The organism is Lactobacillus corticis, assembly GCF_018327645.1.
Taxonomy (GTDB): Bacteria; Bacillota; Bacilli; order Lactobacillales; family Lactobacillaceae; genus Lactobacillus; species Lactobacillus corticis.
Window position 1 is genome coordinate 60,963 of the sequence record NZ_BMAY01000003.1, and the last position, 23,894, is coordinate 84,856.

The window sequence follows — 23,894 nt, forward strand, 5'->3', positions numbered from 1 at the left end:
AAAACGCCTAGATGCCTCTAGCATCAGGCGCTTTTTTTTACTTCAAAGTGAAAGTTAATTTTACGGGGTTGTGGTCAGAATATCTAAATTCCGTGTTGATAACATGAGCTGTTGCTGCTACGTTCGGCGAAACTAGGTAACCATCGATCACGGTAGTGTAGTTGTAATTCTTCTTGTAGGGAAAATCATCTGACCGGTTAGTGGCAACGCTATTGGCATTATCTGCTTCAACAATATGCATGCCAGAACTCTTTAATTCCTTGTTGGTCAAAACGGCCACGGTAGAAGGTACCTTTTCAGCTGTCTTAAAGTGAGTCAGGTACTTTTTACCCAAGGCATGGTTGAAGTCCCCACCGACAATTACGTAATTGCCTTTCTGATATTCATGCTTCATTACCGAATTTAACAGCTTTAGCTGTTTCTTCTTTGATTCTCCGCCCTTGTCATAGGCTGACATATGAGAATTGATCAAAATCAATTGCTTGCCGTTTTTTACGGGAATACGCGTCAACGAGAAACACCGATCCAAATCCGTAAATTTTCCGATAAAACTATGGGTAACCGGGTAGGACCGCCGCACGCTTGACTTGATATGGTAGCGGCTTAAGGTGAGCAGGCCAGATTGTACTGAACCATGAGGATCGGTTAAAGGCCAAAACAAGAAGGCCGAGTGGAAATTATTGGCAAAAACGCTGCCATCTTGCCGGAATTTCTTTTCGGCCATGGCTACTTGGTTAACGTGGTAGCTTCTAGTGGAGTTGGTGTCAATTTCTTGAAACAGCATAAAGTCGGCCTTGGTCTTTTGCATGGTGGATAAGGCACCATTAGTCGCCGTTAAGACGGCTTGTTTGCTAAAAGCAGTTCCGTGTTTGCCGCGCGTCTTGGTGCCATTTTTCAATTCACCGGTATCCATGAAAAAGCTGAATTTTTGATTGTAAGCACCAAAACCCACATTGTAAGTGGCAGCCGTGTACTTTTTGCCAACTTGCAATTCTCCAGATTGATTATTTTTCACCGTTAGTTTTTGGTGGTCAGGGATGCGATAATAGCTATTTTGCATATAAATGACATATCCGCCGACAACTAGAACTAAGGCTAATAAAATTATTCCTAAAATCCCCAAACTTATTTTGATAGGTTTCTTCAAAATGTATCTTCCCTCCGGACATCGTATATTTCTTCCGTAACTATTATCAGGGAAGAAGCAGGCTAAATCAACCACCGGACGAAAAGTTATGCGAGGGTAATAATTATCATAACTTCGAACAAGAATGACCCAATAAAGTGCTGTTACATGGTAAAATTTTATTAACTAAGATAATTTATGTTATTTGATTGAAAGCTTGATTACTATGAAAATTACTGAAGACGAACATCGACACGATCTGCACTTATTGGAAAGTGCCATTCATAACTTTAATGCAGCTAAGGCTCCATCTTCACCAGTTCCGGTTTTTAACGCTTTTGCGCGTTTAGCTCAAAAGGGAGAAGATATTTATGCTTACGCAGCTGAAGATGAAGACAATAGCGAAGAGAGTTTGACCTTTTTGCTGGCGCCGGTTCCGGATGATATGGGAGATTTTATTGCCCTGACAACTCACCCAGAAGACGCAGACAATTTGATAGCAGTTTTGGGTACCAAAGAATTAGTCCAAAGTACCGAAAATGAGACAACTGGATATATGATCAATCCTGAAGATGACGAAGCCTTCCCAATTGAAGTTGCCGAAGTGAAGGACAAGATCTTGGGGGATGAACCGCTTTATTCGACCTTGACTTATATTTATGAATCCATGGATGAATTGGCAGTGGAAATGGACTTGGCGCCCTTGGTGCAGGTAGAACGTGACCAAAGTCTTTTTGAAAATTGGATTAATGATCAGCTGGATCAAGTTTATGAAGCTGGTTTGCATACAGCTGCCTTGCCGTTTCCTGAGATGCCATGGCCTGATGAAGACCAGCGGGTAGGGCTGATGACCATGATCCAAGCGATCTTTACCTGGTTTGATGCGCATGCAGATTATCCAATTGATTTGTACTTGAGCTGTAATGAAGATCAGTATGAACTGAATGAAGAATTGACTGCTTTCTTGAATGAACAAGACGGTGATGACGCAGATAACTAAAGCGAATAAAGAAAAAAGGCAGGCTGAGCTTATTGCTCAACTTGCCTTTTTTGCCCCTGCCAAGGACCTTTATTGTAGCATATTTTTCAAATTACCAGATTTGCACGCGTTTAGCTGGATCTAGCCACATGCCGTCAGTTGGTTTAACGTCAAACGCTTCGTAAAATTCATCTTGGCATTGGCTAGGAATATTAACTCGCGTCGGTTGCGGGGCGTGGACATCAACGGCAATTTCCGTCTTAATCGCTTCAGGGCGCTGCTTTTGGGCCCAAGAGCGAGCATAATTTTCAAATAGTTCCTGCATATTGCCTTGATCTAATTTGTTGGCTTGAATTGCACAAGTCAAACCGCCCAGGTCAGCAATATTTTCGGCCACAACTTGTTTGCCGTTTAACTTGCTTGGGCCATAGGAGAGGCCGTCATAAATATCAATGGCTGCTTGGGTGCGTTTGTTAAATTCCGCAAAATCAGCGTCGCTCCACCAGTTAACCATGTTGCCGTGCTCATCAAACTTGGCGCCGTTGTTGTCAAAAGCGTGGGAAATTTCATGGGCGATGGTTGCTCCGATACCGCCATAATTCTGTCCCCGAGACTGGTGCAGGTCATAAAATGGTGCTTGCAGAATTCCGGCTGGGAAGGTGATGTCGTTTCTTTGCGGATCGTAGCAGGCATTGTTCATGTTGCCTGGCATTAGCCAAACATTTGGATCCACTGGTTTGGTCAGCTTAGCATAGTTATAAGCACTGACAACTTTGCCGATAGCCTTTTTATTTTCATAAAGACTCTTATCAGCGTCAACCGTTAACAGATCATAGATTTTTTCTGGCTTTTCCGGATAACCGATCTTTAAAACTAAAGCTTGCAATTTAACAATTGCCTTTTTCTTGGTGGCGTCAGACAACCAACTGTTATTACTGATCCGTTCCTCATAAACCTTGATCATCTTGTGGATCATGTCAGTTACATCCGCCTTAGCGTCAGCTCCAAAATATTTCTTGCCGTAATAGATACCGAAAATTTCGGAGAAGGAAGCATTAGCAGTGTAGTAGGCGTGGCGTTTTTGCGGGGTCAGTTCGCCTTGACCAGACAGCGCTTGGCTAAATGGAAAAGCGGCTTCCCGGAAGGCTTGTGACAAGGAGCTGCTTACGCCATTAATAAATTTAATGACCATCCAGCCTTTAATTTCAGCAAAGTTATCGGCATTAATTAATTCAGTGAAATGATCAAGGAATCTTGGTTCAGCCACAATGACTTTGTCTGGCAAAACCGGCAAAAGCTTAGTCAAAAATTCCTTAACTTGGAAGGAATTGGTCTTAGCTAAGAAGTCGGACATTGAATAGGGATTGTACATAGCCGGGTAGTCGGACCACTCTTCAGTTGACTTAACGACTTTGGCTAGCTTTTGGTCAAAGGCTAAGCCCTGTTCAACGTATTGACGGGCTTTTTGCTCATCCATCCCTGCCATGGTGAGCATGCTGACGCTCTGCTTTTGTAAAATTGCCAATAAATCAGCTGCATCAGTTTGTTGATAAGAGGTGGTATCAGGCAAGAAGGTGCCAGGACCGGCGAATTCTAGGACGTTAACCTTCGTATTTTTCATGTCTGCATCAACGTCAAAGCCAAAGGGCAGACCAAATAGTTGATCTAAGTCAGCCGCATTTTGATTCAATTCGGCGTAATCTTTAACTGCATCCAGCTTTGCTAGATCAGCTTTAATTGGTTCAGCCCCATCTTGGTCACGCTTTTGGAAGTCTTTGGCCAGCTGGTAAAGTTTGAGTCCTTTATCCAAGTTTGGAATTGCCGGCAATGAATCAGCTTGGCTTAATTGATCCAAGTCGTTCATCATCCGCTTTTCAATTTTCATATCTAATTCCGTATTTACTCCAGTTTCGCTACGGTCTGCCGGAATTTCGGCTTGGCTTTGCCATTTTGAGTTTACGGCAAGATACAAGTTGTCTTGCACCCGAGCGTTTAAATCGGGTTGCGTAAGATCGCCGCTGCCGCCGCGGACAGCCATAAATTTTTTCATATCAAGGTCCTTTCTATTTTAAACATAATTTAATTATATCTTATTTCGAGAAAAAAACGACTAGGTATGGACCTAGTCGTTTTCGTTAATTAATTGCCTTATTCATGAAGGCTTGCCGAGCTGGCTGCATCAACTTGGGGAGCTTCCTTTTCGGCAGTTTGCGCAGCAATGCGACCAAAGGTAAAGATGTCAGCTAAGGAATTGCCGCCTAAGCGGTTGCCGGCGTGAAGACCTCCAGCAACTTCACCAGCTGCATAAAGTCCTTTAATAATTTGACCGTCAGTATTGATGACATGGGCTTGGGGATCAATCTTTAACCCGCCCATGGTGTGGTGGATAGCTGGCCGGCGCGGAGTAGCATAAAATGGTGCGACTTCACACTTCAAGTTGAAGACGCTCTTGCCAAACTCTGGGTCATGGCCGGCATCGACATAAGAATTATATTTCTTGATGGTCTCTTCAAGGACGGCTGGGTCCATGCCTAATTGTTGGGCTAAGCCAGCTAGGGTGTCGTCGCGGTAAAGCGTGCCGGCTTTAACTTGCTGGTCCAGTGATTCTTGCGTCGTGTTGTAGGCTGTTTCTTTAATCTTATCGTCGGCAATTAAGTAGAATAGTCCACCGTTTTTAATAGCCGCGCGCGCCAAAATATCCCGTTCGGCATATTCATTGACAAAACGTTTGCCGGCTTGGTTGACCATGATGTAGTTTTCAGGCGGAGTTTGCAAACCGGTGAATAATTCGCCGTTAACCGGATCTGAAACCGGCATTAGTTGAATGAAGCCCATCCCCACTAAAGCAGCGCCAGCTTCTTGACCTAAACCAATGCCATCGCCAGTTATGGCAGGGGAATTACTCGTAGCAATATCGTCGTCGATCTTTTCCCAGTAGGTATTGTACTTTTGAACCATCTTGGTGTTGGCCCCAAAACCGCCAGAAGTCAAGATGACGCTGGCAGCATGGACCGTGATTAAGGAGCCATCTGTTGTTTCGGCCTTAACGCCACAAACTTGGCCATCCTCAATAATTAAATGTTTAACTCTGGTGTCAGTTAAAATTTCACCGCCATGGTTTTTTACCCATTCGCCCAGAACGCTAATGTAAGCATAGCCCATTGGTTCAACTGGCTTGTGGCCCCGGCGCCAAATTGCGCCAACTGGCATGGTGACTTCAGCATCATCAAATTTGACGCCAAGTTTTTTCAACCAGTTAACTGAATCAAGCACGTTAGTAACTAATTTATGCACCAGCGCATAATTACCGTGAATTTCATGGCCCTTTAAATCTGTTCGTTTTCCGCCCAAGTAAGTTTGAATTTCATGCAGCAGGGTCGAGTCAAACAGGTAATTCCTATCAGCTTCAAGATAAGCGTTAATTTGCTCGCGCAGCTTTTTAAAATCGTCCTGATATTCAGCGTCGATCTGGTTAATTGGCGTATCGGCCAATGCCTTCAAGGTCTCTTTTTCACCGGGCAGGGCTTTAAATTGCTTTTGCCAGTCTGGTTCAGCGGCGTTCATCGGACCGCCAGCTCTAGTCGTGTTGCCGCCAATTTGCGGAAATTTTTCTAAAACGGTCACCTTGCGGCCAAGTTCCAAGCTGTGGGCCGCTGCGGCTAATCCGGCACCACCAGCTCCCACGATCACTACATCAGTAGTAATTTCGCGGTTATGGGATTGCTCTTTGGCGGGTTTTGGCCGCTTTTTCCATTCGCTGCTGTTGCCGCCGGCCAAGTCGATCGCTTCAGCAACGCCGTTAATTAGACCGTGGCTGGAAATCGTGGCCCCAGAAATTGCATCGACATTTAAAGTTTGATGATCAATAATCGTTTGGGGGATTTCGGCAAAAACCTTACCGGCAATCCCAGCTGTTTCGCCGCTAGCATCGACCGCAATTTTTTCAATGCGATCTTGGGATACGGTGACCTTCATTGGCATTAATGAAGATCCATGGCCTTTTGCTTTAACTGAATATATTCCTGCTTTCATCGTAAAAATCCTTTCCATCAGTGTATTCGCTTACAAGGTTTGATAACTTGATTTTATCCTTTATCTTTTTCCTTGTGAAATAGTTTTCTATTTAGTACCCTATAATAAAAATGTTATGGAGGTTCATATGCACGATCCGGATACAATTTTGCATTATTTTGACGTCTTGCTTAAACATAGTTCCTTTACTAAAGCGGCGAGGGAATTATACATTTCTCAGCCATATTTGACGCAGACCATAAAACGTTTGGAGAAAAGTCTCGGCAGTCAATTGCTTGAGCGCAGTCAGGTTCCGTTTACCCTAACGCCGGCTGGTCGAATCTACTACCAATACTTGGAACGGCAGTCTTTGGCTCATCAGCAGCTGGAACGTCTTTTGGCACCTTATACCAATCCTGAACGCCGCGTCTTGCGCATTACCGTCTTAGAAAGCTTAGGGTCATATTTGCTCCCAGCCTTATTGCCGCCATTCTTGAAGGCTCACCCGGAATGCGATGTCGAGATTTTAGAAGCCTTGCCGCGAAAAAGCGAAAGCATGCTGCTCAACAACGAGGCAGATTGCTATTTGGGGCAAACTCCGGAAACTGTGGCCAGCGGCATTCAAACTTTTACTAATGGTGGGGAACGATACTATATTGTCATTCCCCAAAATTCTCCCTATTTTCAACCTGGTCGCTTTATTTTGCCGGAAAATACCTATGATCCGGCGGTTTTATTACAAGAAAAGCTGGTTTTAAGCAAAAATGGGTCAGCCATTCGCCACCAAATTAATGGCCTTCTGCAAAAGTACCGGATCAAGCCGCATGTTATTTTAGAAAGCCAAAGCGTTATTACTGCTGCTGAATTGGCCACCAAGGGCTTGGGATTGACGATTTCTTCTGCCAGTATTTTAAGGCGAGTCCGCGAGACGCCGATAAATTTGCTGCCGCTAGCTGAAGAGCTCTTGACGATCAAATTTTTTATTGCTGTTGCCCAAAAGCACTGTGATCCCTTGCTAAAAAGCTTGATTGAAACATTTCAAGGACTGCAATTACAGGCAGAGATTAATTAAGAGCGTAAATATTTTGTTAAATCAAGCCTGCTTTAGGGCAAAGGTTTGAGTTTGTGCTAAAATATTTTCATCCAAAGGAGAGAAAAATGCACTCAACTCAATCAAAACGCGGAGCTAAGGAATTTTTTAAACGACTCGATCGGAGATTCTTTTTCGGTCGCTGGTTGATTTTATTGGTTCTGCTTATGACCTTGGGTACTTGTACCTATTTCACAATTAAGGTTAAGACATCCAATATCTCCAATCTTAAGGCATCACTGTCGACCACGACGATTATTTATGATGCTAATGGCAAAAAGGCCGGAAGCCTCTATGCCCAGAAGGGGAGTTATGTTGGCTATAATAAAATTTCCAAAAATATCAAAAATGCGGTTATTTCTACTGAAGACCGTACTTTCTGGACGAATCACGGCTTTAGCATCAAGGGGATTATGCGGGCCGCTGTCAGTTATGTGATTCATGGTGGCCAAATTACTGGTGGGGGTTCAACAATTACTCAGCAATTGGCCAAAAATGCCTTGTTAACCCAAAAGCAGACGCTTTCCCGTAAAATTGAAGAACTTTTCTTTGCGGTTGAATTAACCCATGTCTATAGCAAAAAAGACATCCTAACCATGTACTTGAATAACTCTTATTTTGGTAATGGGGTTTGGGGCGTTCAGGATGCCAGCAAACGTTATTTCGGAAAAGATGCTAAAGATTTAACTGTTGGCGAAGCTGCGACCTTGGCCGGAATTTTGCGGAATCCAAGCTACTATAACCCGGCTGACCACAAAGAAAATGCAATTAAACGAAGAAATGTGGTTTTAGAGCTGATGGTTGATAATCATAAACTTTCAGCAAGCGCCGCCAAAAAGGCTGAGAGTCAGGGCCTGACGGTAACCAATAAATATACCTATAAAGATGGCTATAAATATCCTTACTACTTTGACCAGGTGATCGATGAAGCAATCAATCGCTATGGCTTGAGTGAAGAAGATGTCATGGATAAGGGCTTGAAGATTTATACTACCTTAAATCAAAATTACCAAAAGGCCATGCAGAATTCATTTAAAAATAGTGCTAACTTCCCAGCCAATGCTAGCGATGGGACGAAAGTTCAAGGAGCAAGCGTGGCCATGGATCCTAAGACCGGTGCGATCAAGGCCCTGGTTGGCGGACGGGGGAGTCATGTTTTCCGTGGTTATAACCGGGCAACTCAGATGAAACGGCAGCCCGGCAGTTCCATTAAGCCTTTGGCAGTTTATACGCCGGCTTTGGAAAACGGCTACCATTATGATTCCAAATTATCCAACAAGCTGCAGAAGTTCGGTAAAAATAACTACGAGCCTCATAATGTTGATGAAAGTTATTCAAATACCATCCCGATGTATGAAGCCGTGGCCTTGAGCAAAAACGTTCCGGCTGTGTGGCTGCTTGATAAATTGGGGGTTTCCAAAGGCGTAAGCAGTTTGAAGAATTTTGGCATCAATGTGGCCAAAAGCGATCGTAACTTAGCCCTTGCTTTGGGTGGGGTTTCGACTGGCGTGAGTCCTTTGCAGATGGCGCGGGCTTACTCAGCTTTTGCTAATTCCGGCAATTTGCCTGACAATTCCTATACCATTACCAAGATCACTGATGCTAGCGGTCACGTCATTGCGCAAAATAATAAAACCGGCAATCATCGAATTATGTCTAAGAGTACGGCTAACGAAATGACTTCAATGTTGTTAGGAGTCTTTACCAGCGGAACGGCGGTTTCTGCGCAGCCAAGCGGCTACTCGGTTGCTGGGAAAACGGGCTCAACGGAGGTTTCTTATGGTTATGGCACCAAGGATCAATGGATTGTTGGCTACACTCCTGACGTGGTAGTAGCAACCTGGGTTGGCTTTGATAAAACCGACAAGAATCACTATATGCATGGAATTTCGGAAACCGGGATCACAGCCCTGTATAAGTCAGAAATGGAAAACATCTTGCCTTACACCAAGCAAACTCAGTTCAAAGTCAAGGCAGCTAATTCAATTGTGAAGTCAAACGGTACAAGCTCGAGCTGGAGTGACCAAGTAAAAGAAAAAATTGAGAGTGGGCTGGGATCTGCTAGCAGCACGCTTAAGGAATGGTATAATAGTGTCAAGAGCTTTTTCGGCCAATAAATCAGGAGGAATCTAAGTTTAATGATTAATATTTACGACTCAGCAAATCAATTAGCAGCTGATATGACTAAGACCGATGAATTTTCCAAGGTTAAGGAAGCAATTGCCGCAATTAAGGCAGATGCTACCAGCAGCCAATTGTTTAAGCAAATGGATGAATTACAAGCAAAAATTGCCCAAGCCCAACAAAGCGGACAAGATTTGAGCAAGGAAGACCAAGAAGCTTATCAAAAGCTGAATCAAAGCGTGACTAAAGATAAAAACATTGTCAATTTATTGCAAGCTGAATCAGCTTTATACCAGTTGCTTCAAGATGTCCAAAAGACTTATATGAAGCCACTTAACGATTTATATAGCGAGATTAGATAGATGAAATTTTTGCATTTAGCTGATGCGCATTTAGATAGTCCATTTCTTGGGCTATCTTTTTTGCCATCTAAGGCCTTTGACCAAATATACCAGGCTAGTGATCAATCCTTTGAAAAATTAATTGATCTGGCCGTGAATGAACAAGTCGATCTAGTATTAATTGCTGGCGATACTTTTGATTCAAGCCGGCCCAGTCCGCGCAGCCAGTTGTTTTTTGCCCAGCAAATTGCTCGCCTGACTGAGCACCAGATTCAGACCGTGATGATTTTTGGCAATCACGATCATATGCGGGCCAGCGATTTGTTGGTCAAGCCCAGTCCCTACTTTAAATTGCTGGGCGATGGCGAGGAAATTGAAAAGACTTCATTTACCACTAAGGATGGTTTTGCCTATGACGTGGTTGGCTTTTCTTACCTCAATAATCACATTACCGAAGATCTGGTTAGTCGGTTCCCTGAAAAAACTCCAGGCGTATATACATTCGGCCTGGCACATATGCAGGAAGCAGCAAGTCAAAATGTGTATGCGCCTTTTACCATGAGCGAATTGCAAGATCTTAACTATGATTATTTTGCTTTAGGTCACATTCATAAACGACAAATTTTAAGTCAGGAACCATGGGTCGTTTATCCTGGCAACATTCAAGGTCGCCACATAAAAGAAACTGGACCCAAGGGTGCGTATCTTGGCCAAGTAGCTCCTGATGGCATTACCACCATCGATTTTGTGGCTACCAGCCAGATTGATTGGGAAGCTAAAGAACTGCTTTTAGACCATGAACTAGGCAAGGCGAGCCTTGAGGAAAAGATCCTTAGCTTGTTGACGGCAGACAAGCCAACTTACTTTAGTTTGACGCTTCGCGGGGCCCAATATTTAACTGCCGAAGAAAAGCAGCTTTTGCAGGATACTGATTATTGGCAGGCTTTGAGTCGGCAATTGCCGCCAAAATGCCTCCTGGTAGATGTTCGCTTTGAAATAAGTCAAGAAATTGCCATCAACGCTGCCGATCAAGCCGCTTTTGAACAGGCACAGGATGAAGTATTAACAGCTGATTATTTGACCAGGCTGGCCCAAGATTGGGCCAAAAAAGATCCAGCAGCAGCTGATTTGCTAAAAGATCCAGCATTTATCCAAACGGTTTTTGACCAAGCAAAAGTACAAGTAATGGCAAAGTTAAAGGGGATTGACGATGAAACTGAAACAGATTAAGATCGAACATTTTGGCCAATTTGCTCAGGCTAGTTTTGACCTGACTGATCCTAAATTATCGGTCTTTTTAGGTGCCAATGAAGCAGGCAAGTCAACCCTGGCGGCGTTTATTAAACAGGTAATGTTTGGTTTTCATTTAAAAAATAGTGCTTCAAGCTTTTTTGAAAATTATGAACCGCTAGACCACGCTAGTCCCATGGGCGGCAGCTTGATTTTTGGCAGTGATCAAGGGGAATTCGAACTAACCCGTCTTTGGGGCAAGGGCGATCCTAAAGCCGGCATCTTAACTGTGCGCTTGAATGGCCAAGAAGTACCGGAAACGGTTTTCTTTGAAGAAATCAAGGGAATTGACGGCGATTTCTATGCTGATAGCTACATGTTTAACCAAGACATGCTTGGTCAGGTGACTAATTTAAGTCAAAAAGCTTTGCTTGAACAAATTTACCATTTAGGAGCTGCTAATTCGGCCGAGCTCTTGGAATTGCGGGACGGGTTTGCTAAAGCTGCCGGCGATGCCTTTAAGAAAAATGGCCGCAAGCCGCCAATTAACCAAATGATGGCCACAGCCGAAAATGATCGCGAAAAACTTGCTCAAAGCGAACAAGAATTTGTGGCTTATCAGGAAAAAGCAACCACTCAAGCTGAACTAAACCAAAAGCTAGCTCAAGTGAAAGAGCAGCTAAATCAGGTTCAAACCGACCTCACTAAAAATCAAGCCTTGGCCAAGTCCGCTCAGCCCTACGCTCGTTTGCAAACTTTGAGTCAAGAAGTAAAACATTTGGATTTTGATCCTGCCAGCTATGAAAAAGCGCAGAATTTAATGCGGGAATATCGCAGCTTAATGGATCAAATTAATGAGCTGGAAGGCAAGGTCAAACCGGTAAAAGAACTTGATGAGGCTAAGATTGAGCACGTTTTGCAAAAAAGACCAGAGCTTTTGCAATGGCAGGCCCAGCTGAAGACCGCTAAGCAAGAAGCAGTTCGGTTAGACCAAGAACGTTCGCAGCTGCTTAAGTTAAACCCAGATTTGGCTAAGTTAATCGAGCTTAATGATGAAGAACTAACAAAGCTGCAGGCTGACTACCAAGAAGCCGCTAAGGCGGAACCCCAACCAGTGGAAGCGCAAAAAGGTTTGTATCTTGCTGCTCTCGTAATTTTGGTGGCTAGCGTTGCTTTAGGAATTGCGGTAAGTCCATACTTGTTTGCCGGGATTATTATCAGTGTCGGTTTAGGGATCTGGCAAAGCAAGCAAAACAAGCAAAATCAGCGGAAGTTTGACCAAGAACAGGCGACTTTGAAAGCAGCTCGGCAACAATTTACAGCCAATTATGGCTTTGCTGCGGAAAAGGCTGATTTGCCACATTTACTGGATCAATTACGCTTATGGCGCAAAAACGAATTGGCTAGCCAGCAAAATAAAGATACGCAAAAAGAACTATTGAACAATTTATCTTTATTGGCTAGTGAGGTTGCCGTAATTACCGGTCACCAAGTGGCGATTGCCTTTGATGCGGTCTTATCAACTTTAAATAAGGTTGAGCATTTCTTAGAAGCTAATCGCAAGGAACAAAATGAACAGCAAAACCTGCATCAGCAAATTGATGCAGGTCGGGAACGCATTAAAACAATTCAGCTTGAGGAACAAACGTTGTTTGCTAAGGCGGGCGTCAAGAGCCTGGCCGAGTATCAAGAACTTTATCAAGAAACTTTGCGCCAGACTAAGCTGCAAACTGAAATCGATACCCTGCGGGAAAGCTTGCGTGACCAACTTGACGAGCTAAGCAAGATTAAACCGGAAGAATTGCCGCTTAAGATCGAGCAGCTTTCCAAAAAGCAGGCAGAATTAGTCAGTCAAGTTGAGCAATTAAGACAAGTTGTTGCTGAAAAGCAGGTAGAATTGCAGCAATTGGCTGATTCTAAGGCTGTTTTTGGGGCAAAACAAAACTTGGCTAACACGATCAGTGGTTTAGCTGATGCCAGTCGCCAATATTTGGCTGACCTGACTGCAGCTGCCTGGCTTGGCCGGTTTTTGGATATTGCTTCAAATGAACGTTTTCCAAAAATGATCAAAAATGCCAAAATCTATCTCGCTAAGCTTACTGGCGGTAGATATACCGACCTTGTTTTAGAGCGCAAGCTGACGGTGGTTAGAAATGATGGTCAAAAGCTGGATGTTGAGTACTTGTCACGCGGAACTAGTGAACAACTGTACTTTGCCTTGAAATTGGCTTTTATTGACCAGCTAACTAGCGATATTAATCTGCCAATTTTGATCGATGATTCATTTGTTAATTTCGATCAGACGCGTACCAAATATATTAGTGACTTGCTGGTTGAACTATCGACCAGACACCAGGTCATCATTTTTACCGCCCAACCTGCTTTGGCAGACCAGCTGCCAGCACCAATTATCAACTTAAATCAAGAGGCCTAGCATGCTAAAACATTTGTTTGACTATAACGAGAATGAAGAATTTGATCAGGTTTTGCAGATAAAATATTCACAATTGCGTCAGGGCAAACGGGGGCAATCCTATCTTGCCTTGCGGTTAGGAGATGCCTCAGGAGAAGTGCGCAGCAATTATTGGGATGCTAGTCCGCTCGATGCTGAACGCTTAAAAGCTGGAACCTTGGCACAAGTGAATGGCAAGCTGGAAGATTATCAAGGTCACTTGCAAATCAAGCTGTTTAGCATAAGGCCGATTAAACCAACGGAAGCGGGAGATTTAGCGGAATTTACTGCCGCTAGTCCCGTAACCCCGCAAGAAATGGAAGGCGAAATTCAGCGATTTGTCAAAAGAATTGATAATGTCGTTTGGCAACAAGTGGTAACTTTTTTATTAAAAAAGTGGCATGAGCGCTTTTACACCTATCCAGCTGGCAAGACAAATCATCATGCAATTAAAGGCGGCCTGGCTTTGCACACTTTGACGATGTTAAAGGATGCCCGAGCAATTGCGGGCAATTATCCGCAGGTTAATCGCAGCCTTTTGTATGCGGGCTGCATCCTGCACGATCTTGGCAAAGTCTTGGAATTATCTGGTCCAACGGTGACTTCTTATACTAGTGAAGGAAACTTAATTGGGCATTTAGTATTGATCGATGAACAGGTAATGCTAGCTGCCCAACAATTACAGTTGGATCTGACGAGTGAAGATCTATTATTGTTGCGACATCTAGTGCTAAGTCATCATGGTCAGTTGGAATATGGTTCGCCTAAGCAGCCAGCAATTCTGGAAGCTGAGCTGCTGCACCGAATTGATGATCTTGATGCTGCTGTATATGCAATTACCAAGAATTTACAGAATACTAAGCCGGGTCAATTTACCGAGCCTGTTAATAGTCAAAATGGTCGCCGTTACTATCGGCCTATCAAGGACTTGCCATTAGATCAAAGCCCTAAATTAGGTTAAGATTGTGATTTGTAATAAAATGGCGTACAATATGGCTGGAGTAAGAAGCAAATAAGACTGTTATGTTTCGCTTGAGAAAGCGAAACATGACAGTTTTTTTATTTTGCGCCATAAAAAAAGTACTGCAGGAGATCTGCAGTACTAGTTATTCCTATTTTTTGGGATTAGTTATTGAATAGGAAGGTCACTTACTTGAAAGTATGTTTTTTCACGTAAGGATTGAAAATTTTATGCTTTAACCAAAGAGGCCGGCAAAAGCGCCAGCCCCTTTGTAATGTAAAGAATAAGAGCCAACGAGGCCCAGAACTATATTATCAAGAAACTAATTGATGTGCAATGAACGAGCGGTAAAAAAATGTTTGACTAAGCAGAATTAAAGGGCATTTTTAAATAAAAACATCTAAGGCGTTATTTAAAGATTACCGAAAACGTGCACGTTATATAGTGTACTAATAAACTTAATCATTATTGTTTAGTGTTCGATTACAAAATGTTCTTTAATAAAAAGATTTGGCCTTTTTGACTTTTGCTAAAACAAAACTATAATAATGTTTGTTGACAAACAAAATAGAAAGAAGGAAATATGGAAGCTATCAAAAAATTGGCACGCAAAGCTGCTTTTGCGACCGACGAAGGATTTATTGCGGTAGGCAAACAAATCGGGCTGTCAGTGTCGCAAATGATTATGTTAGATTGTCTGCATGATCATGGTGGACAAACGACCCAACGCCAAATTGAGGCGGATTTAGGGATTAAACGCTCAACCACTTCAATTTTAGTCAGCAAGATGATTGACCAGGGACTAGTGCAGCAAATAACCAGTCCTAACGATAAACGCATGAAAATACTAACTATGACCGACAAGGGCAAAAAATTAGCTGAGCCGATCGCGCAATTTATCAAGCAAGATGAAGCGCAGCTAGAGGCAAAATTTTCAAGCGCTGAATTGACTGCAACTAGAAAAGTTTTATCATATATTATTTCGCGAGGCGAATTTAATGACTAATGAGAAAGTTCCCAAGAAAGTTCTAGCCGCTGTAGTTGCTACCGGTTTAATGTCATTTAGCGGCGTAATTGTGGAAACGGCAATCAATATTGCTTTTCCAACCCTGATGCAAGAGTTTAAGGTTAATACCAGTACTGTTCAATGGATGACGTCCAGCTATCTGTTAATTATTGCGGTAATTGTTCCATTTTCGGCTAGCCTAAAGCGAAGTTTTTCTACGCGCCGGCTTTTTCTTACGGCCATTTCCTGCTTTATTATTGGTGTAGTGCTTGATGCCCTAGCTCCTAATTTCAGTTTGCTCTTATTGGGGCGCATGATCCAAGGAATAGGTACCGGGATTGCCTTACCGTTAATGTTTAACATTATTATGGAACAAGTTCCCAAGTCAAAAGTTGGAACCATGATGGGGATCGCCAATCTAATCACTGGGGTGGCGCCAGCAATTGGCCCCACCTTTGGCGGTCTGATAATTAGTTATTTGAATTGGCGCTGGATCTTTTATATTTTGTTGCCGATTTTAGTTGGATCATTGCTTTTGGGGCTATGGGGAATTACTCAGGCAGGTCGGCTCCAGGCCTTTGAACTTGATCCGCTCAGTGCCATTAGCCTAGCCCTAACTTTTATGGCCCTGGTTTGGGGCTTTAGCAATCTAGCTAGCGGCCAGCTGGTTTCTTTGAATGTGTTGGGAAGCATTTTATTTGGCCTGCTTAGCGGCACGATTTTTGTCAAACGTTCTTTGCAGATGGAAGACCCGCTAATTAACGTACGTTTGTTTAAAAATAAAAGTTTTTCTGCCTTATGTATAGCCTTCTTCGGTATTCAGATGACTAGTCTCAGTTTAGGCTTTCTGTTGCCGAATTATGCTCAATTAGTAAACGGTTCAAGTGCCTTGACGGCTGGTTTATTGGTTTTGCCGGCGGGAGTTTTGGGAAGCATCATGGCCCCGTTAGGTGGCAATTTATATGATCGTTATGGCGCGAGAATTCCCATCATGGTAGGGATCAGTTCAATGGTTTTGGGAGTAGTTTTATTTAATATTTTGATTGCTGACCTTGAAAATTGGGAACTACTAGTGATTTACTTGTTTTATATGGGAGGAATGGGGCTGGATTTGGCCAATTTGATGGCGAATGCCCAGGCGCTGCTCCCACAAGCTCAAAGTGCTCAAGGAAACGCAATTTTAAATACAATCCAGCAATTTGCCGGTTCTGTGGGGACCTCAACGGCATCTGCGATTGTGGGTTTGAGTCAGCAACAGTTTGGCAATAAAGGGGCTCACAGCACCACAATTGGCAGCCAGCATGCATTTTATTTGCTCTTGGTGGTAATGTTAATCGTATGGGTGCTCTTAGCAAAATTTGCTGGTAGGACGAGGAAAAACAATGAAGCCATATAAAAATCCCAATTTACGCTCCGCCTTCAAGGTCGCATGGACCGGAATTTGGGGCGCAATCAGGCAGGAGCGCAATTTTCGCATCCATTTGTCAGCTGCTTTGCTAGTCCTAGTTGCAGGTTGGCTGCTAAAAATTACCGCTCAAGACTGGCTGTGGCTGATCTTAGCCATTTTTAGTGTCTTAATTATGGAACTGGTAAATACGGCAATTGAGACCGTGGTAGATCTAGTAGTAGGGGATAAGTATGATCTTCAGGCCAAAAAAGCTAAAGATATTGCTGCTGGAGCCGTTACGCTAACTGCTTTAGCCAGCGCAATTATTGGGTTGATTATCTTTTGGCCATATCTGGAAAATTTTTTGCACTAAAAAAGACCCCATCATTTGATGGGATCAAGAGTAGATCTTGCCTTTGCCATGATTTGCTGCAGAATCGAAGTTTTCTGCTCGCTAGGGAATATGGAGAATTTCGGTTGTGCTAGTGTAGTTGCGTGAATAGAAATTCTAGAGGTAGTTGTATCATGGTGAATTAAAGGGGTAACCATGAGTATTGTTATAATTTGGAAAAAAGGTGCGTTGGTGACACCTCAGGGTAAGCGCTTGGGGATTGTGCTATTTCCTTTGGATTAATAGGAGTTTTTGGTTAGGAGTTTATATGTTCAACCTATTTCTTAACCTCAATGGCATCAACAAGATCAACCAAGCGCGGCCGAGGCAGCACGTGTTTACTGCTTTTACTGATGAAAAATGAAATAGTGTTAAATAGAATGCACCCTCACTTGGGTTTGATTAGACCACGTGTTATTCCTCTCCGCACTTTTAGTATAGCATCAAGCATGTCTGGAACATAATAAAATGCTCAATGAAAGGGCAATATAATAGTTAATAATCGTTTAGTTATGATCGTAACAAGCAATTATTTTATTAGGTGTCTGCTTCTGCATAGTAATTTATAATTAAATACTTATCAATTATAAAAGAATCGTTATTTTAAAAAAGGCCGCTTTTGCACTTGGCTAATTTTTTTGCTATACTCGTAAATGCTCACTCTAAGAATGAAAATGATTTATTTTTTCGTAACTACGGCTAGTAATTTAAGCTTACTAGTTGTAAAATAAATCTATCTCAGCATAAGGTACAGTGTGTTGCTGTGCCGAATTAATCGATCAGTCAAATTTGACTGGTCGATTTTTAATTTTTTCCAAAGAGCCTAGGAAACCAGAAAGATAGCAGGTATAATTAAGCAAACTATGTTACCTATATGAAGGAGGACGCTTATGTTAGTTGTCACGACTAATAATATTCCAGGAAAAGAATTTGAAGTTTTAGGTGAGGTTTTTGGAGTAACTACCCAATCTCGGAACGTTGCCAGTGATATGCTTTCAGGTTTAAAAAGCATCGTTGGTGGCGAAATAAAAGCCTACACTAAAATGCTGCAAACTTCTAGAAAAGAAGCAATTGACCGGATGATTAAAGAAGCTGAAGCCAAGGGAGCTGATGCAATCGTAATGATGCGCTTTGACTCGGGTTCGATTGCTGACGATATGCAATCAGTGGTTGCCTATGGGACAGCAGTTAAATATCTTTAAAATTTAAGCAACAAAAAAAGTCGGTTTGAACCGACTTTTTTTGTTAGGATTAGTTGCTTGATGAAGATGAGCTTGAGATGTATGAACTCAAAACGTTCTTCAAGTCGTTATCCTTGATCTTAACATTAGCCCGCTTAAGGACAGTTGCAATTACGCTCTTCATAGTTGAAGTGCTTTGGGCCATTTCAGCATATAATTGCTTATCGATGAATGCCTTGTGATCCTTGAAGCTACCTTTCTTGGTCTTGTTGATCACCTTGATTACTTCATAACCAGATGAAGTCTTGACTGGGGTAGTAGTGTATTCACCTTCGTCAAGTTTCCAAGCAGCCTTCTTGAAGGCTGATGATAATGAGGTGTCAGTTGAGTCAAAAGCACTTAACTTACCAGCCTTGTTCTTGGTGGTAGTATCAATTGAGTACTTCTTGGCTAAGGTCTTGAAGCTAGTACCCTTCTTCAATTGCTTAATAACCGTTTCAGCTGTTGACTTCTTTGAAACCAAGATATGTTGAACAGTAATCTTTGGTTGGTATGAAGCCCACCATTTCTTTTCTTGCTTGGTAGAAACTTTCTTAATATCCTTCAAAGCAGCTTCTGAAAGCATGTTGGTCCGAAGATTTTCCTTGAAAGTCTTAGTAGTCAAACCGTTAGCACTTAAGATTGAGCTGAAGGATGAGCCATATTGCTTCTTGTAAGTGTTGTATTCCTTGTTAACCTTCTTTTGCGAAACCTTTGAACCGTATTGTTGTTCCAAAGTCTTGCTGATGATCATGTTGGCTAAAGTTGACTTACCAGATGATGATGACTTCATTTCATCGTAGTATTGCTGTTGGGTAATCTTACCACCCTTGTAAGAAACAACAGTCTTGCTGTCATTTGAACAAGCAGCTAAGGTCAAAGCTAAACCAGCAGTCACTGCAACCGCAGCAACTCTCTTGAAATTAAACTTCATAAATTGAATCTCTCCACATTCTAAAATTGGTAACCGAGAATTAATATACCATAAATTAAGCTAGATTGTTGTGGATAGGTTAATATTCACAGAAAATTCAAGCTTTTTTTACGTTTTCTTAGTGCTTAAAAAATTCGATTGGTTATTGATCAATTTGGTCTTTATTAGTTGGAAAATCGGTTGTTTTCTTAAAGTTAGCAACTTCATCAGCAACTTCTTCCATGGCGGCACTGGCAGCTGGGAGCTCTTTTTGCAAATCGCTTGCTGCAGCTTGCGCGTTTTTAAGGCCGCGGGATAAGTCACTGGCTTCTGCTTTAAAACCCGTTGCTTCTTCTTTAATTCGGTCTTTAAGGCGCTTATCATCCTCATCGCGCAGCAATGAGAGGACAAACCCTGCCGCCAAACCGATACCTAATCCGAAAGTAAAATGCTTCATTGCTTTTTCCTGCCTTAATTAAAGATTGGCCTTGATTTTGTCACAAACAGCCTGATATTTGGCTTCATCATATTTATCCGCATTATTACGGGTAAATAGTTTTAACCCATCGCCAGTAAAGCGGGGGATGAAGTGAATATGGGAGTGCATTACCACTTGACCGGCTACTTCACCATTATTGGTTGAAATATTCATCCCTTCAAACCGCTCATCGCTCTTGAGGATCGCATTTGCCAGCATGGGGATATATTGCAAGTATTGTTGCGCATCTTGGGCGGTATAATCAAACAGATTGGTTAGGTGCTTTTTGGGAACCATCAGGACATGGCCAGGATTGACTTGGGAGATATCCAGAAAGGCTAAAACATCATCATTTTCAAAAACTTTATAACTTGGAATTTCACCGCGAATAATTTTACAAAATAGACAGTCGTCTTTTAATTGTTCCATATTAAAAACCTCGTATCTTGTCACTTTAGTTTGCAATCATCTTCATGCTATCATAGAAATTAGTTTAAAGCAGTAGAAGGAGGAAGTTATGAGCCTGAAAATTACGAATCTTACTGGCGGATACACCGGGATCCCAGTCATTAAGAATTTAAATTTCAGTATTGAAGAGGGCCAAGCACTAGGCTTGATCGGTCTTAATGGCGCCGGCAAGTCAACGACGATTAAACATATTTTAGGATTGCTGCGCCCCCAAGCTGGAAAAATTGAACTAGCAGGTTTATCGCTCGCCGAGCAGCCAACTGAATTCAAACGCCAAGTTGCTTATATACCAGAAACGCCAATTTTATATCCCGAACTAACCCTAAAAGAGCATTTGGAACTCACTATGCTGAGCTATGATTTACCGACAGAAGCAGCTTGGGAACGAGCTCGCCGCTTGTTAAAAATGTTTCGTCTGGATGATAAGCTGGATTGGCTGCCAATTCATTTTTCCAAAGGGATGAAGCAAAAGGTGATGATCGTTTCCGCTTTTCTGGCTGATGCTCAATTGCTGGTGATTGACGAACCCTTTACCGGCTTGGATCCGTTAGCGGTAACTAACCTGCTGGATTTAATCAAAGAGGCCTTAAGCCAAGGCAAAATGGTCCTAATGACCACTCATGTTCTGGCAGATGCGCAACAGGCGGTATCGCAGTATGCGGTTTTGAATCGCGGCACCATTGAAATCATTGGCAGTTTAAGTGAGATAAGACAGCATTATGGTCTAAAAGACAGCGACTCGTTTGATCGTTTATACCAAATGCTGTATCAGGAGGAGCAGCATGAATAAGCTGGCGCATCAAAGATTAAACGCTAATTTCAAACAGTCTTTGAAATATTTGCGACTGGTTTTTAATGACTTTTTTGTCCTGGCCTTAATTTTCTTATTCGGTGCTTTAATGTATTGGTATGCCCAGACTTTAAAAAGTTTGCCGCCCAAGCGTTGGTATTATCCGTTGACTTTGGCTATAGTTTTATGGCTGCCTACTTTAACCGGCCGCCTAGCGACGCTTTTGAAAGCAGCCGATAAGCAGTTTTTGCTGCCGCAAGATCGGGCAATGAAGGGCTATTTGCAGATTATGCGACGCTATTCAATGTTATTGCCGACGCTTTTAATCTTGCTAGCAGCCGGGATAATGTGGCCCTTTGCGCTTTTAAAGGTTCAGCTTAAGGGCTGGAATTATATAGCCCTAGTTTTGGTAATGCTGGTTGCGAAATATGGTCGTTTGCGGTTTGAGAGCGGCCAGCTATACTTTGGAAAAAGCTATACTGACTGGCATTTATGCGACTTGGCAGGCTTATTGCTGTCTAGCTATTATTCCTTTGGCATAGTCGTTTATGCCGTGGTTGCCCTGTTTTTTGCCTTTGCCTATAAATTGCCCAAGAGCGGTTTTGACTGGAATCGTGCAGTTGATTTGGAAATTAGTCGAAAAAATGTCATTTACACAATCTTTTCGATGTTTACCGACGTGCAAGAAAAAACTATCAATATTCGTCGGCGGAAGTATTTGGATTTCCTCTTGCCGAAGACTTTAGGCAAAGAACATGCAAATAGCTTTTTATATCGGCGAAGCTTATTGCGCAACCCTGACTATCTTAACTTGTTTGTACGGATGACGGTGTTTGCGTGGCTAATTTCAGTCCTGGTGGGAGAAGGAACTTGGACCCTGGGTCTATGTGCCTTGGTGAGTTTTTTGACAATCTATCAACTTTTGCCACTTGGAAATGAATTTGATGATAATCTGATGTATGTTGTTAGTCCCATCAGTAAAAAAGGGCGAGGCAAGGACTTAATCAAAGTCCTGAATCTAGCTATGAATTTGCAATGGCTATTGATAGTGCTGGGCTGGCTCGTAATGGGACCGCTTAATTTAAAGTTAGCTGCTAACAGCTTCTTGCTGCTAGTCTGGGTTAACTTGCTGGTAAGGCTATATTTGCCATTAAAAGTTAAAGATATGGAGTAAAAATATTTATGCGTTTAAGAAACAAACCTTGGGCAGTCGAATTGGTTAATAACCATCCTGAAAGCGTCTTGCAAGATCCGGATCCAGGAAAGGCGATTGATTGGCATAGCCGGTTTGCTAAACCTGATCAGCCGTTAGAAATTGAAGTGGGTTCTGGAAAAGGCAATTTCATCATCACTAAGGCTAAGCAGCATCCCGAAATTAATTACGTTGCCGTCGAATTACAAACTACGGCAGCTGGGATTATCCTGCGCACCAAATTAGCAGAAGGACTGGATAATTTGCAGATCTTGCGGGGCGATGCGGCTTTGCTTGACAGCTTTTTCCCGCAGCATGCTGCCGATGTGCTTTATTTGAACTTTAGCGATCCTTGGCCGAAGACCAGACACGAAAAACGGCGCCTGACCTATAAATCATTTTTACAGACCTATCAAAATGTTTTAAAGGAAACCGGGCACATTGAATTTAAAACCGATAACGCGGGGCTATTTAGCTATTCATTGATGAGCTTAAATAATTATGGGATGCATTTTGACTTTGTCAGTGTTGATTTGCATCACGAAGCGCCAGAAATCGTGGCTAACAACATTGAAACTGAGTACGAACATAAGTTTGCTGCTAAGGGCAATCCCATTTATGCCTTGCACGCACATTTTTAAGCAAAGCTCTTGCTTTTTTGACCAGGCTGAGTAAAATAAAATTATCACTAACAAAAAGTAAGTTAAGGAGTGAGACTTATGGAATTGATTAAGGAATTGAATCAAAGCAAATTGGAAGAAATTACCAAAAGCGGCCGCACCGTCTTAGAATTTTCAGCCGATTGGTGCCCAGATTGCCGTTTTCTTGATCCGTTTTTACCGCAAATTGAAGCAGATTTTGCGGACAGTACTTTTTACAAAATTGACCGCGACGGTTCAATTGATCTTGCCAAAGAAATGAATATTTTGGGGATTCCTTCATTTGTTGTCTACCAAGATGGCCAAGAAATTGGTAGACTAGTTAATGGTGATCGCAAGACTAAACAGGAAGTTGAAGATTTCTTGCGTTCAGTTGACTAGTTAGAGGAGACAAGATTATATGATTACCAGCATTAATAAAACCAGCTATCCCAACACCCTGATCGTCATTTTGGACCAAGGCGAAGGTCGCAGCGAATATGAAGAAAAAGGCGATATTACCCGGGTTACCGATAGTCAGGGCAAGCTGACCGGATTCAACTTTTTTAACGTTGATCAAGTAATCGATTATGAAAAGCTGCCAAATGGGCAAGTAAAGTTGTCTGATGACGATTTGGCAAAATTAAACAACGCTTTAGCTGCCGCTGGCTTTAACGATAAATTAGCATATGGCAAGCCAACTTTGGTTTACGCTTACGTTAAAACCTGTGAAAAGCACCCAGATTCTGACCACTTGCACGTTACCACCATTGATGCCGGCTTAGGGCATGATGTGCAAATTGTGTGTGGTGCACCTAACATTGCAGCTGGGCAAAAGGTAGTTGCAGCTTTGCCAGGAACCTTAATGCCAAATGGTCAACAAATCTGGCCAGGTGAATTGCGCGGCGTTGATTCTTATGGAATGATTTGTTCGGCTAGAGAATTGGGTCTGGCTCACGCACCACAAAAACGTGGAATCATGGTAGTTCCAGATGAATTCCAAGTTGGGGCTGAATTTGAACCGGCAAAATGCGATGAACTTTTGGCTAGTGGCGTAATTACCCTGTAAAATAGCAGCAAATCTTAAAAGACTTATC

The 23,894-nt window shown here is 42.5% G+C and carries 22 protein-coding genes; 16 read left to right on the plus strand and 6 right to left on the minus strand.

The features are described 5' to 3' along the window. Positions 1 to 37: 37 nt before the first annotated feature. Positions 38 to 1,147 (minus strand): endonuclease/exonuclease/phosphatase family protein, encoded by a 1,110-nt coding sequence (locus KI210_RS02610; protein WP_212780337.1) that lies wholly within the window; start codon positions 1,145 to 1,147, stop codon positions 38 to 40. A gap of 205 nt (positions 1,148 to 1,352) precedes the next feature. Between KI210_RS02610 and KI210_RS02615 the strand changes: the two genes are divergently transcribed. Beyond that, positions 1,353 to 2,126: a hypothetical protein gene (locus tag KI210_RS02615; RefSeq protein WP_212780338.1), complete on the plus strand. Its 774-nt coding sequence runs from the start codon at positions 1,353 to 1,355 to the stop codon at positions 2,124 to 2,126. A 91-nt stretch (positions 2,127 to 2,217) separates the two neighbouring features. Here KI210_RS02615 and KI210_RS02620 read toward each other — a convergent pair whose 3' ends face one another. Both KI210_RS02620 and KI210_RS02625 read right to left on the minus strand, forming a co-directional pair. Further along, complete coding sequence (locus KI210_RS02620) at positions 2,218 to 4,155, minus strand: M13 family metallopeptidase (RefSeq protein WP_212780339.1); 1,938 nt, start codon at positions 4,153 to 4,155, stop codon at positions 2,218 to 2,220. A gap of 98 nt (positions 4,156 to 4,253) precedes the next feature. Beyond that, the gene (locus tag KI210_RS02625; RefSeq protein WP_212780340.1) at positions 4,254 to 6,137 is read right to left on the minus strand and encodes a flavocytochrome c; all 1,884 of its coding nucleotides are present in this window, start codon (positions 6,135 to 6,137) and stop codon (positions 4,254 to 4,256) included. Between the two features lie 127 nt (positions 6,138 to 6,264). Here KI210_RS02625 and KI210_RS02630 point away from each other — a divergent pair, with 127 nt between their 5' ends. The 10 genes from KI210_RS02630 to KI210_RS02675 all read left to right on the plus strand — a co-directional run bounded on the left by KI210_RS02630 (position 6,265) and on the right by KI210_RS02675 (position 18,300). Continuing rightward, the gene (locus KI210_RS02630; RefSeq protein ID WP_212780341.1) at positions 6,265 to 7,188 is read left to right on the plus strand and encodes a LysR family transcriptional regulator; all 924 of its coding nucleotides are present in this window, start codon (positions 6,265 to 6,267) and stop codon (positions 7,186 to 7,188) included. A gap of 86 nt (positions 7,189 to 7,274) precedes the next feature. Further along, positions 7,275 to 9,323 carry a PBP1A family penicillin-binding protein gene (locus tag KI210_RS02635; RefSeq protein WP_212780342.1) on the plus strand — a complete coding sequence of 683 codons (2,049 nt, stop codon included), beginning with the start codon at positions 7,275 to 7,277 and terminating at the stop codon, positions 9,321 to 9,323. 21 nt (positions 9,324 to 9,344) lie between these two features. Next, entirely contained in the window at positions 9,345 to 9,692 is a 348-nt protein-coding gene (locus tag KI210_RS02640; RefSeq protein ID WP_212780343.1) for a YlbF/YmcA family competence regulator, read from the plus strand. Then, complete coding sequence (locus KI210_RS02645) at positions 9,693 to 10,901, plus strand: metallophosphoesterase family protein (RefSeq protein ID WP_212780344.1); 1,209 nt, start codon at positions 9,693 to 9,695, stop codon at positions 10,899 to 10,901. Then, positions 10,882 to 13,335: an AAA family ATPase gene (locus tag KI210_RS02650; protein ID WP_212780345.1), complete on the plus strand. Its 2,454-nt coding sequence runs from the start codon at positions 10,882 to 10,884 to the stop codon at positions 13,333 to 13,335. The genes KI210_RS02645 and KI210_RS02650 overlap by 20 nt, the downstream gene beginning before the upstream one ends. Position 13,336: 1 nt before the next feature. Continuing rightward, positions 13,337 to 14,314: a 3'-5' exoribonuclease YhaM family protein gene (locus KI210_RS02655; protein ID WP_212780346.1), complete on the plus strand. Its 978-nt coding sequence runs from the start codon at positions 13,337 to 13,339 to the stop codon at positions 14,312 to 14,314. A 583-nt stretch (positions 14,315 to 14,897) separates the two neighbouring features. Next, on the plus strand, positions 14,898 to 15,320 hold the full coding sequence (locus KI210_RS02660; protein ID WP_212780347.1) for a MarR family winged helix-turn-helix transcriptional regulator: 423 nt from the start codon (positions 14,898 to 14,900) through the stop codon (positions 15,318 to 15,320). Next, positions 15,313 to 16,716 (plus strand): MDR family MFS transporter, encoded by a 1,404-nt coding sequence (locus KI210_RS02665; protein ID WP_212780348.1) that lies wholly within the window; start codon positions 15,313 to 15,315, stop codon positions 16,714 to 16,716. Before KI210_RS02660 ends, KI210_RS02665 begins: the two co-directional genes overlap by 8 nt. Continuing rightward, the gene (locus KI210_RS02670; protein ID WP_212780349.1) at positions 16,703 to 17,080 is read left to right on the plus strand and encodes a diacylglycerol kinase family protein; all 378 of its coding nucleotides are present in this window, start codon (positions 16,703 to 16,705) and stop codon (positions 17,078 to 17,080) included. The genes KI210_RS02665 and KI210_RS02670 overlap by 14 nt, the downstream gene beginning before the upstream one ends. A gap of 908 nt (positions 17,081 to 17,988) precedes the next feature. Beyond that, on the plus strand, positions 17,989 to 18,300 hold the full coding sequence (locus KI210_RS02675) for a heavy metal-binding domain-containing protein (protein ID WP_212780350.1): 312 nt from the start codon (positions 17,989 to 17,991) through the stop codon (positions 18,298 to 18,300). Between the two features lie 49 nt (positions 18,301 to 18,349). Here the strand turns inward: KI210_RS02675 and KI210_RS02680 are convergent, their stop codons facing one another. The 3 genes from KI210_RS02680 to KI210_RS02690 all read right to left on the minus strand — a co-directional run bounded on the left by KI210_RS02680 (position 18,350) and on the right by KI210_RS02690 (position 20,138). Then, positions 18,350 to 19,252 carry a peptidylprolyl isomerase PrsA gene (locus KI210_RS02680; RefSeq protein ID WP_212780351.1) on the minus strand — a complete coding sequence of 301 codons (903 nt, stop codon included), beginning with the start codon at positions 19,250 to 19,252 and terminating at the stop codon, positions 18,350 to 18,352. 142 nt (positions 19,253 to 19,394) lie between these two features. Then, positions 19,395 to 19,688: a hypothetical protein gene (locus KI210_RS02685; RefSeq protein WP_212780352.1), complete on the minus strand. Its 294-nt coding sequence runs from the start codon at positions 19,686 to 19,688 to the stop codon at positions 19,395 to 19,397. Positions 19,689 to 19,706: 18 nt separating this feature from the next. Next, a complete protein-coding gene (locus KI210_RS02690; protein ID WP_212780353.1) occupies positions 19,707 to 20,138 on the minus strand; it encodes an HIT family protein in 432 nt (143 codons plus the stop codon). Between the two features lie 88 nt (positions 20,139 to 20,226). Between KI210_RS02690 and KI210_RS02695 the strand changes: the two genes are divergently transcribed. From KI210_RS02695 to ytpR, 5 genes are all read left to right on the plus strand, one after another. Then, positions 20,227 to 20,967, plus strand: coding sequence for an ABC transporter ATP-binding protein (locus KI210_RS02695; RefSeq protein ID WP_212780354.1), 741 nt, complete (start codon positions 20,227 to 20,229; stop codon positions 20,965 to 20,967). Continuing rightward, entirely contained in the window at positions 20,960 to 22,141 is a 1,182-nt protein-coding gene (locus KI210_RS02700) for an ABC transporter permease (RefSeq protein ID WP_212780355.1), read from the plus strand. The genes KI210_RS02695 and KI210_RS02700 overlap by 8 nt, the downstream gene beginning before the upstream one ends. An 8-nt stretch (positions 22,142 to 22,149) precedes the next feature. Further along, on the plus strand, positions 22,150 to 22,800 hold the full coding sequence (trmB, locus tag KI210_RS02705) for a tRNA (guanosine(46)-N7)-methyltransferase TrmB (protein WP_212780356.1): 651 nt from the start codon (positions 22,150 to 22,152) through the stop codon (positions 22,798 to 22,800). Between the two features lie 78 nt (positions 22,801 to 22,878). After that, a complete protein-coding gene (locus tag KI210_RS02710; RefSeq protein WP_212780357.1) occupies positions 22,879 to 23,199 on the plus strand; it encodes a thioredoxin family protein in 321 nt (106 codons plus the stop codon). Positions 23,200 to 23,218: 19 nt separating this feature from the next. Next, entirely contained in the window at positions 23,219 to 23,866 is a 648-nt protein-coding gene (gene ytpR / locus KI210_RS02715; RefSeq protein ID WP_212780358.1) for a YtpR family tRNA-binding protein, read from the plus strand. Positions 23,867 to 23,894: the final 28 nt, after the last annotated feature.